The organism is Streptomyces sp. CoH27 (assembly GCF_020181035.1).
GTDB lineage: Bacteria > Actinomycetota > Actinomycetes > Streptomycetales > Streptomycetaceae > Streptomyces > Streptomyces camelliae.
Genome location: NZ_JAIQYY010000019.1, coordinates 1 through 9959, shown reverse-complemented (window position 1 = coordinate 9959; position 9959 = coordinate 1). Strand labels below are relative to the sequence as shown.

The 9959-nt window shown below is 72.0% G+C and carries 12 protein-coding genes and 1 pseudogene; 10 read left to right on the top strand and 3 right to left on the bottom strand.

Annotation, left to right across the window (positions count from 1 at the left end):
- Positions 1–41 precede the first annotated feature (41 nt).
- The 7 genes from LE548_RS29385 (at position 42) to LE548_RS29355 (ending at position 5269) form a co-directional block, all read left to right on the top strand.
- Complete coding sequence (locus LE548_RS29385; RefSeq protein ID WP_225099990.1) at positions 42–1955, top strand: RiPP maturation radical SAM C-methyltransferase; 1914 nt, start codon at positions 42–44, stop codon at positions 1953–1955.
- A gap of 25 nt (positions 1956–1980) precedes the next feature.
- Positions 1981–2649 carry a DUF5825 family protein gene (locus LE548_RS29380; protein WP_225099989.1) on the top strand — a complete coding sequence of 223 codons (669 nt, stop codon included), beginning with the start codon at positions 1981–1983 and terminating at the stop codon, positions 2647–2649.
- Between the two features lie 78 nt (positions 2650–2727).
- Positions 2728–3495, top strand: coding sequence for a class I SAM-dependent methyltransferase (locus LE548_RS29375; protein ID WP_225099988.1), 768 nt, complete (start codon positions 2728–2730; stop codon positions 3493–3495).
- Positions 3496–3614: 119 nt separating this feature from the next.
- The gene (locus LE548_RS29370) at positions 3615–4106 is read left to right on the top strand and encodes a hypothetical protein (RefSeq protein WP_225099987.1); all 492 of its coding nucleotides are present in this window, start codon (positions 3615–3617) and stop codon (positions 4104–4106) included.
- 19 nt (positions 4107–4125) lie between these two features.
- Positions 4126–4482 carry an antibiotic biosynthesis monooxygenase gene (locus LE548_RS29365; RefSeq protein WP_225099986.1) on the top strand — a complete coding sequence of 119 codons (357 nt, stop codon included), beginning with the start codon at positions 4126–4128 and terminating at the stop codon, positions 4480–4482.
- A 104-nt stretch (positions 4483–4586) separates the two neighbouring features.
- Complete coding sequence (locus tag LE548_RS29360) at positions 4587–4802, top strand: hypothetical protein (protein ID WP_225099985.1); 216 nt, start codon at positions 4587–4589, stop codon at positions 4800–4802.
- A 254-nt stretch (positions 4803–5056) separates the two neighbouring features.
- On the top strand, positions 5057–5269 hold the full coding sequence (locus LE548_RS29355) for a hypothetical protein (RefSeq protein WP_225099984.1): 213 nt from the start codon (positions 5057–5059) through the stop codon (positions 5267–5269).
- Between the two features lie 23 nt (positions 5270–5292).
- Here LE548_RS29355 and LE548_RS29350 read toward each other — a convergent pair whose 3' ends face one another.
- Complete coding sequence (locus LE548_RS29350; protein ID WP_225099983.1) at positions 5293–6135, bottom strand: hypothetical protein; 843 nt, start codon at positions 6133–6135, stop codon at positions 5293–5295.
- Positions 6136–6376: 241 nt separating this feature from the next.
- On the opposite strand from LE548_RS29350, the gene LE548_RS29345 reads away from it, so the two are divergent.
- From LE548_RS29345 to LE548_RS29335, 3 genes are read left to right on the top strand one after another with little or no spacing between them, the layout of a single operon-like run.
- Positions 6377–7084, top strand: coding sequence for a CBS domain-containing protein (locus LE548_RS29345; RefSeq protein ID WP_225099982.1), 708 nt, complete (start codon positions 6377–6379; stop codon positions 7082–7084).
- A 32-nt stretch (positions 7085–7116) separates the two neighbouring features.
- Complete coding sequence (locus LE548_RS29340; RefSeq protein WP_225100182.1) at positions 7117–7758, top strand: phosphoribosyltransferase; 642 nt, start codon at positions 7117–7119, stop codon at positions 7756–7758.
- Positions 7759–7796: 38 nt separating this feature from the next.
- Positions 7797–9209, top strand: a complete 1413-nt coding sequence (locus tag LE548_RS29335) for an RtcB family protein (RefSeq protein ID WP_225099981.1) — start codon at positions 7797–7799, stop codon at positions 9207–9209.
- Between the two features lie 30 nt (positions 9210–9239).
- On the opposite strand, the gene LE548_RS29330 is transcribed toward LE548_RS29335, so the two are convergent.
- Together LE548_RS29330 and LE548_RS29325 are read right to left on the bottom strand one after the other, a co-directional pair.
- Positions 9240–9698, bottom strand: a complete 459-nt coding sequence (locus LE548_RS29330; protein WP_225099980.1) for an archease — start codon at positions 9696–9698, stop codon at positions 9240–9242.
- Between the two features lie 156 nt (positions 9699–9854).
- Positions 9855–9959 (bottom strand): annotated as a pseudogene (locus LE548_RS29325) (glucosamine-6-phosphate deaminase); the annotation flags it as partial.

Sequence of the window (9959 nt, the reverse complement as noted above, 5' to 3'; positions counted from 1 at the left end):
GCCCGGCGGGGCGGGCCGGTCCCCATCCCCGAGGAGCCGACATGCGTGTCCTGCTGGTCAACATGCCCTGGTCGCCCATCGACCTCCCGTCCCTCGCGCTGGGAATCCTCAAACGCAGCGTGGACGAGCGCGTGCCCGGCGCCGAGGCCGAGGTCCTGCACGCCAATCTCGAATTCATCGACTGGATCACCAGCCGTACCGACTTCACCGGTGACGACTACGAGTACTACGCCCTGTCGTCCTACTTCATGGGCTGCGGCGACTGGGTGTTCTCCTCAGCCCTCTACGACGACCCGCACTGGCGCGAGGAGGAGTTCACCGCGGCGATGCGCGGGAAACTCAAGAAGTCGCGCATGGAGATGACGCACGCGCTGCACCGGATCGTCCCGGAGTTCGTCGACGAGATCGCGCACCGGATCGTCGCGCACGCCCCCGACGTCGTCGGGTTCACCTCCACCTTCCAGCAGAACACCGCGGCGCTCGCCGCCGCCCGGCGGGTCCGGCAGCTCGCCCCGCACATCGTCACCGTCATGGGCGGGGCCAACTGCGACGGGGCACAGGGCGCCGCCGTGCACCGCAACTTCCCCTTCGTCGACCACGTCGTCAGAGGTGAGGGCGAGGCGGCCTTCCCGCAGCTGCTCACCGCACTCGCCGACGGCTCCGACCTCGCCGAGGTGCCGGGCCTGTGCCATCGGGGCGCCGACGGACACAGCCGCGCCAATCCGATGGCGGCCCGCCCGCTGCCGCCCGCCGCGATCCTGCCCCCCGACTACAGCGGCTACTTCGAACGCCTCGCCGCCTCCGCCGCCCGCCACTGGGTCGAGCCCAAACTGGTCGTGGAGGGCGCCCGCGGCTGCTGGTGGGGCGAGAAGCACCACTGCACCTTCTGCGGGCTCAACGGCTCGTTCATGGAGTTCCGTTCCAAGAGCCCGGACACCTTCTACCAGGAGATCGTCGAACTGGCCCGCCGCCACCGGGTCCTGGACATGTACCTCGTCGACAACATCCTCGACATGGGCTACCTGACGACCGTACTGCCCCGGATCATCGACAGCGGATACGACCTGCGGATGCACATCGAGATCAAGGCCAACCTGCGCCGCCCGCAGCTGCGTACCCTCGCCGACGCGGGGATGATCTACGTCCAGCCCGGCATCGAATCGCTCAACCATCAGGTGCTCGACCTGATGGACAAGGGCGTCAGCGGCTGCCAGAACGTCCGCATGCTCCGTGACGGCGCCGAGACCGGACTGTCCGTCTCCTGGAACTACCTCCACGGCTTCCCCGGCGAGACCGCCCAGGACTACGAGCCGGTCATCGCCCAGATACCGGCACTGGAACACCTCGACCCACCGGTCGACCTGTCGGCCCGGATCGCCATCGAACGCTTCAGCCCGTACTTCGAGCGCCCCGAACTCGGCTTCACCGGCCTGAGGCCCGAGGAGCACTACCGCTTCACCTACGACCTGCCGGAGGAAGAGCTGTACGACCTCGCGTACGTCTTCGAGGCACCGGAACGGGGCATCGGCGAACCGACCGTGACCGCGCTGAACGACGCGCTGGCCGCATGGAAGAAACACCACGCCGACGCCCGCCTCTCCCACGCCGACCTGGGTGACCGGATCGTCCTCGTCTCCCGGCGCCGCGCCTTCGACTGGCGTACGACCGAGCTGACCGACCCCTTCGAGCTGGCCGCCTTCCGCCTCCTGGACCAGCCGCACACCGTCGCCGCGCTCACCCGCAAGGCCGCCCGGCACACACCCGGAGCCACCCGTGACGAGGCCGGCGTGCGGCGGCTCCTCGACTCCTGGGTCCGCCTCGGGATCGTCTTCACGGACGGCGGACAGTATGTCCACCTTGCCCCGACCGCCGTCAACGAGGAGCTGCTGCGCCTGGACTTCATGCGGCACACCCACGCGACCCCGGCCGCGCCCGCCGAACCCGTCCACGCATGACCACGCCCCGAGGAGAAGGACGTCCATGACCGCCCCGACCACCGCGAGCCTGCCCGCCCTCCTCGCCTGGCGCGACTACGACCCGTCCGCCTGCGAACTCCCCGGCATGTCCCTGGGCGAACTCGCCCTTCCCGGCCCCCTGGAGAGCGAAGGCGACCGGCTCTGGCAGCTCGGCGCCCGGCGCGTGCGACTGCCCGGAGCCATCGACCTCACCGCCGGCGCGGATCCCGGCCAAGCCGCCCGGACGGTGGCCGCACTGAGCCTCGTACGGGATCTGACCGCGCGAGCCGTCCTCGTCGAGTGGGACCTTCGCCTCCCCACGGCGCCGGCCGGAGCCTGGCAGCTCCTCAGCCACCTCCAGCCGCCCCGGCTCATCGACGGACCCACGGACGCCCACGAGGCGTTGCGCACCTGGCAGCAGAGCCACTACCTGTGCAAATGCCTGTGGCGCAAGGGCCCCGGCTTCGTGCAGATCCGCGACCGCCGCTGGGGAGAACTCCGCCGCTTCACCGCCGACGAGCCGGAGTACGAGGACACGATCGAGCGCCTGGCCTACGGCGCACCGGCGACCTCCGTGCCGCCCGCCGTCCTGGCCGACTTCAGAACCGAGCACCTGGTCCTCGACATCGGCCCGTTCGCCTGGTGGCTGCCGTACCGGATCAGCCGCTGGCTGCAGGAGCCGATGACCGTCTGACGCCCCGGACGGCTTCGTACCTGCGCGAGTGGGGCGACCCGGCCGCTTCCTCGTCACGTTTCGACCTAACCTGAGGCCATGACCCAGAGCTGGCCGGCACGTTTCTACGACGACCTGGCCGACGACTACCACCTGATCTACGCGGACTGGGACGCGAGCATGCGCCGGCAGGGCGACGCCCTGGACGCCCTGCTGGGCCAGGACGGTGCGGCGCTGCTCGACTGCGCCTGCGGGATCGGCACGCAGGCCATCGGCCTGGCGCTGCACGGGCACCGTGTCACGGGCACCGATCTGAGCCCCCGCGCTGTCGCCCGTGCCGTCCGTGAGGCCGCCCTTAGGGAGGTGACGCTGCGCGCGGCCGTTGCCGACATGCGGCGACTGCCGTTTCCCGACGCCGAGTTCGACGCGGTCGTCTGCGCCGACAACGCGCTGCCTCACCTTCTGACGGAGCAGGACGTCCTCGCGGCCTTGACGGAGATGCGCCGGGTGCTGCGCCCCGCCGGCCGGCTGCTGATCAGCACACGCCCCTACGACGACGTCCTGCGCGACCGCCCCGCCTCGATGCCCCCGCAGGTCCACCGGGGCGCGGACGGGGAAGAGCGGACCGTCACGTTCCAGCTGTGGCACTGGCACGAGGACGGCGAGCACTACGACCTGGAGCACTTCCAACTCCTGCCGGCGGACGGCGCATGGCGTGTCGAGGTCCGCCGGAGCACCTACTGGGCACTCGGCCGGGACCGGCTGACCAGCCTCGCGGCCGATGCGGGTTTCACCGACCCCGAGTGGCGGATGCCGCAGGAGACGGGTTTCTTCCAGCCGCTGCTCATGGCCGACGCCGGCGAGTGAGGAGGGCCGGCCGCCGCCCGGGCACACACGCTCACGTCAGATCGTCGCGCGAAGCTGCGAGGCCGACGGAGCATACGCCGTACGTCTCCCTGAGGGATGATGGGAGGGAGGCACTGACGATGGCACGCATGCTTGTCGACGGGGATGACCTGGTCGTACGGCTGGCTTGGTGGGAGCGGCTGGCCGTGCGTCGCGGCGAGGTGCGTGTGCCGCTGGCGGCGGTGCGCCGGGTGACGGTCGAACGGGACTGGTGGCGTGCCCTGCGTGGTATTCACCAGCGCGGTGTGCACATCCCCGGCGCCCTGTGCCTCGGCACGCGCGGCCATCAGGGTGGGAAGGACTTCGTGGCGGTGCGGCCCGGCAGACCCGTGGTGTGCGTCGAGCTGTGGCCGTCCGCGCCGTTCCGCCTGCTCGCCGTGGCCACCGGGACCGACCGGGAAGGCGAGGCCATCGCCGGCGGACTGCGCCGCAACGCACCGAACACCGACGCATCCACGCCGTGCCGGCAGCCACTTCCTGTGCCCGAGGAAACGGAGAGACTCCGTGCGGGGGTGATCTCGTCACCACCGGTGCCGTTGCGGCGCGCGACCGGCTTCACCGCGCAGGCGTAATCGGCGCTGTGGACCTACGGTGGTCGAAGCGGCGCCGACGAGCCGCATCGGCGTCGCGGAGGAGGTCGCGATGGAGGAGCACTTCGTCTGGGTGACGACCCGCCGCATTCAGCCGGGCACCCTGGAGGACTTCGAGAGGGCGTGGCGGCCGGCCGGGCACCCGCCGGGTATGCGCCGTGCCTTCGCGTACTGGTCCGAGGACGGGCACGAAATCACCGGGGTGTCGTTCTGGGACTCGAAGGAGGCGTGTGACTCCTGGCGGGCCTCCGAGGCCGAGGCGCAGCGGCGTGCCGGCATGGCCCCGTACGTCGTGGAGGAGCGGGAGTCCTTCTGCCGTGGCGGCGAACTCGCCATCCCCAGCGGTACCCCGGGGTGAGCGGACCCGCCCGGCGCGTCCACCCAGCGAGTACGTACGATCACCCTCTGTGCGCGCAGGCCGGGGGCCGGCATGAGGGACTCAGCAAGGGGAACCCATGAGCTATGGAAGGCGCGCCTGTGGTTGTGCAGCCGCCGGGGCCCGACGGCGGTCGGCGGGTCATGGTCGGCGGCGAGTTCGTCGGTACCGCGTATCACCTGCTCGACGTGATCGAGTTTCTGCGCCGAAGGGGCCTGCCCAAGTCCAATACGACGGTCGACGATCCCGACCTGATCGAATGGCGCGGTGGTGGACCGCAGGCTTGGACGGCGCGTGAGTGAACGGGCGCGGGTCAGCTCTCCAGCAGGTTTCAGGTCTCCAGCAGGTCGGAGAGGGCGCCCGCGTGTTCCTCTTCCTCCTCCACAGGTCTCCCTTTGCGTTCTGCCGCGCGGTCCCGGCTCCGGGTGCCCGTCGGCCGGGGTGGGAAACCGCGAAGCGCCGACCTCCTGGTCGGCACTCCTCGGCGTGCACGGTCGTCCGCGAGCGGCTCTATGGTGGTCACGAGGAATGGTTGCTGCCCGCCCGCGGGGGTGCCATGCGAGTCGAACTGATCCAACAGGCTGCCGACGTGCTCTTCGACGTGCCGGACGAGACGCACGAGGAGATCATCACGCTCATCGACGCGGTCACCCGCGACTCGGAGACCGCGGCCCCGAACCTGGCCGCGGTGTTCGGCGAGTGGTGCTGGCTCGTCTACACCGTGCACGGCGACGTGATCGAAGTCCTGGACGTCGGCTGCGCGCGCTGAACCCGGGAAGTCCCGCCGCGCCGTCACCGCGCGCCGGGGCGGGACTCGTAGTGCAGGCTGTGGAAACGGCCGCTCTCCTCGCGCCCGGCGGGGTCATGGCCCAGTGCCCGTACCGCCGTGATCGCATACCGCTGTTCCCGCTCGTCGGTGAAGCGGCGCTGCGGGTAGGTGCGTGAGACATCGAGTGTGGTGCGCAGACCGTACCCGTCCAGTGCCCGGACGATCGGCTGGTACGACACCGTCCGCAGCACGAACGCGCTGATCCACACCGGCCTGCGGGCACCGTCCAGCAGCGCCGTGAACGTGCGGGCGGTGATGTAGCTGCCGCCGCCTGTCAGCGTGATCAGGCCGACCTCGGCGAGCGCGCGGCTCAGCGCGGGACCGGGTGGGCCCTGTTCCAGATCGTCGGTGAAGGCGGCGTCCAGGAGACCCACCTCAAGCGCGTACCGGACGGCGGGGGCCGCGACGTCCAGGCCGAACACCGGCACCGCGTCCGGCCGGCGGCGCTCGGCGTAGAACTCCTTGTCCTGCGCCGCCAGTTCCGTCGTCGGCATGGCCTGAAGGGCGGGGGAGGTGTACCGCTCGTACATCTCCGCCAGCGTCACGTCATGGTTGAGCAGTGCGGCGTTGATCCCGTACGAACAGCACACGTCCAGCACCGCCGGCTGGCCGGGGCAGCCGTCGTCGAACGCGGCCCGCTCGGCGGAGGCCTGCCGGAAGACAGGCTGGGCGTGGTGCGGGATCTCGTACTCCAAGGGGGCCAGCCGCCCGAAGTACATGCGTGGATCCGGCCGGTCGTAGATGTCGTCGAACCGGGACTTGCCGCCCGCCACGCCCTCCGTACCACCGGAGCCGGACCCGGCCATGCCGTACTCCTCCCGGAACGCAGGTGCACTTCCCCCAGTGTCGCCCCCTGCGCCCGGGCTGTCTGCCGCACCGCGCCGCCGGCCGCGTGCGCGGGACGAGGAACGTCCGGCCGCCGTGATCATGCGCCGTCGGCGGCTCGACGACGGCGGACCACCGCGGGCGGGACGCCGGAGGGGGCATGTCCGGTGTCGTGAGGTGTCGCGCGGGTACTCGGACGGGACACCGGAGGGAGGTGCCGTCATGTCCGTCCGGCTGTTCGACCGGCAGGAGGTGTTCCGGCTCGTGGAGCAGGACATGGCCCAGCTCGTCGAGGTGCTCCCGAGCGAGCCGTACGAGCAGGCCCACCTGCCGGGCGCGCTGCGTATCGGGCTGCGTGAGCTGGACACGCGGGCGCGTGACTGGCTCGATCCCGGGCGGCCGGTCGTCGTGTACTGCGCCGACGCCCTGTGCGATCTGAGCCCCCGCGCCGCCGCCCGGCTGCGACAGCTCGGCTTCCGGCAGGTGTATGACTACGCGCCCGGTAAGGCCGACTGGCTGGCGGCCGGACTGCCGCGCGAGGGCCGGACGGCGGACACCGCCTTCGCCGGAGATGTGGCCGACCACACCGCGCCCCTGTGCACCGTCGACCAGCCCCTTGACGACGCCGTGGACATGCTGGACGAGACCGGACACCGGTTCGCCGCGGTGGTCGACGCCGAACAGGTGGTCGTGGGCCTGCTGGACCGCGAGGACGCCGAGGCCGGTGGCGGCGGCGGGGTCGGGGACGCGCTGCGGCCGGGGCCGGCGACCGTGCGGGCCGACGCGCCCCTCGGCCCGCTCCTGGCCCGGATGGTCCGGTCCGGCACCGAGGCGGTGCCCGTCACGGACCCGGAAGGACGGCTCATCGGGCTGCTGGAGCGCGAGCGCCTCGAACAAGCCGTCGTACGACCGCACACCACGGCCGGGTGAGCAACCCGGCGACGGCCTGGAAGGAGCAGGGCATGCGGTTCCGTGATCGTGTCCATGCCGGGCACGAGCTGGCCGAGCGGTTGCGCATCCGGCAGGAGGCGGGGGCGCTGACCCACCCGGTCGTGCTGGCCCTGCCACGCGGCGGGGTGACGGTGGCCCGCGAGGTGGCGCGGGCGCTGGAGGCACCGCTGGACGTGCTGGTCGCGCGCAAGATCGGCGCGCCGTTCCAGGAGGAGCTGGGCGTCGGGGCGCTCGCGGGGGACGATCCTCCGCTGTTCGACGAGCGAACCCTGGACTATCTCGGGCTGAGCGAGGCGGACCTGGACGAGGTGGTGGAGCGGGAGCGAGCGGAGCTGCGCCGCCGGGAGGAGCGCTACCGGCAGGGCCGTCCCGCGCCCGAGCTGCGGGACCGTACCGTGATCGTGGTGGACGACGGGGTGGCCACCGGGGCCACCGCGCGTGCGGCGCTGCGCTGGCTGCGCCGGCAGTCCCCGGAGCGGGTGGTGCTGGCGGCGCCGGTGTGCTCGCCGGAGGCGGCCGACCTGCTGCGCGGCGAGGCCGACGAGGTGATCTTCCTGCACCGGCCGGCCGTGTTCCTGGCCGTGGGGGAGTGGTACGACGCATTCGAGCAGCTGACGGACGACGACGTGCTCGCCGCGCTGCACGGGCAGTGACCCCGTGCGCGCCGGAGCGGGCCAGGGCGGAGACCGCGATGGAGTTGGTCGAGGAACGTTCGTTCCGCTATCGCATCGAGCCGCACGGCGGCATGCGGGTGCCCGGGATCGTGTTCGCCTCCCGGGAACTGCTCGCGGACGCCGAGCAGTCCCTGGAGCAGGTCGTGCACGTGGCCGCGCTGCCCGGCATCGTGGCCGCCTCCTACGCCATGCCGGACATCCACTGGGGGTACGGGTTCCCCATCGGCGGAGTCGCGGCGACCGACGTGGACGCCGGCGGGGTGGTCTCGCCGGGCGGTGTCGGCTTCGACATCTCGTGCGGGGTGCGGCTGCTGGCCGCCGACTGCGACGCCGACGCGTTCCGGCCGGTGCTGACCGCCGTGATGGACGGCCTGGACCGGGCGATCCCGCGCGGGGCCGGGCCCGGTGGGGTGTGGCGCCCGGACGGCCCCGGCGAGCTGGAGCGGCTGCTGGCCGGGGGCTCCCGGTACGCCGTGGAACAGGGCCATGGCGAGGAACGCGACCTGCTGCGCTGCGAGGACGGCGGCGCGGTCGCCGACGCGGATGTGACACAGGTCGGACAGCGGGCCCGGGAACGCGGCCTCGGCCAGGTCGGCAGCCTCGGCTCCGCCAACCATTTCCTGGAGGTGCAGCAGGTCACCGAGGTGTACGACGGCCCGGCCGCGGACGCCTTCGGGATCGGGCCGGGTCAGATCTGCGTGATGATCCACTGCGGCTCCCGCGGACTCGGGCACCAGATTTGTACCGACCATGTGCGGTTCATGGACCAGGCCATGGCCCGCTACGGCATCACCGTGCCCGACCGGCAGCTCGCCTGTACGCCGGTGGACTCGCCCGAGGGGCGGGCGTACCTCGGGGCGATGGCCGCGGCCGCCAACTACGGCCGGGCGAACCGCCAGTTGCTGTCCGACGCGGCCCGCACCGTCTTCCGGCGCACCGCCGGCGCGCGGCTGTCCCTGGTGTACGACGTCTCCCACAATCTCGCCAAGATCGAGACCCATCCGGTGGACGGGGGGCGGCGGCGGTTGTGCGTGCACCGCAAGGGCGCCACCCGGGCCTTCCCGCCCGGACACCCCGAACTACCCGAAGACATCCGTGAGTTCGGGCAGCCGGTGCTGATCCCCGGCACGCTCGGCACGGCGTCGTACGTGCTGGCCGGTGTGCCCGCGGGAGACGCCTTTCACTCGACCTGCCACGGCGCGGGCCGCACCATGAGCCGGCACCAGGCCGCACGCACCGTCACCGGCAGTGAGCTCCGGGCGCGGCTGCGTGAGGCCGGGATCGCGGCGCGCCCGAAGTCCTGGCGCGGTCTGACGGAGGAGACCCCGGAGGCGTACAAGGACGTCGACGCCGTGGTCACCGCGAGCGAGGGAGCGGGACTGTGCCGGAAGGTCGCCCGGCTGGTGCCGCTGGGAGTGGTCAAGGGATGATGCCGGCCGTCCCCGGGTGTCCCTGTGCGGTCACACGTCCACGATCACCGCGCAGGTCCATCCGTACGCGTCCGGTCCGATGTGCAGGTCCTGCCAGGAGACACCCTTGGGTGCGGCCCCGACGACGGTGACATCGCCGAGGCCGGCGAGCGACAGCCGTGCCTCCACCGCGCCGTCGTCGGTGGCCTCCGCTTCCACGTCGACCGGCACCCGGCCCGCGACCTCAAGCCGGTAGACGACCTCGTTCAGCAGCGCGACCAGCAGATCCTCGTCGCCGCCGGGAGCGAGCCGGACCCGTTCCACGGCGGTCGGGTGCACGTCCGTCACATCGGCGAAGGTCTCCACCAGGGCACGTACGGCCTCGGTGAGACAGTGCTCACGGGTCGTGCCCCAGGCGTGCAGGCGCGTGTCGGCGGTGTGCGGCAGCACACAGTGTCCGTCCTCGCCCTCACGCCGGGCCCGCAGCTCGTCACCGATGTCACCGACCATGACCATCGCACCTCCGCACGACGTCCAGCGGCCACCCGTCGTGTGCCCGAACGGCGCCCTACGGTGACCGGGTGCCCGTCCGGGACCCCTCCAGGCCAGTATCCGCCCCGGCCCGCTCCGCCGCCGCCGCAGACGGCCCTGCCTGCCCGGGGCACGTCAGATCCCCTGCCAGTCGGGTTTGCTGGTGTAGGTGTGGCGGAAGTAGTCGGCGAGCTTGAGCTTGGTGGCGGCGGCCTCGTCCACGACGACGGTGGCGTGCCG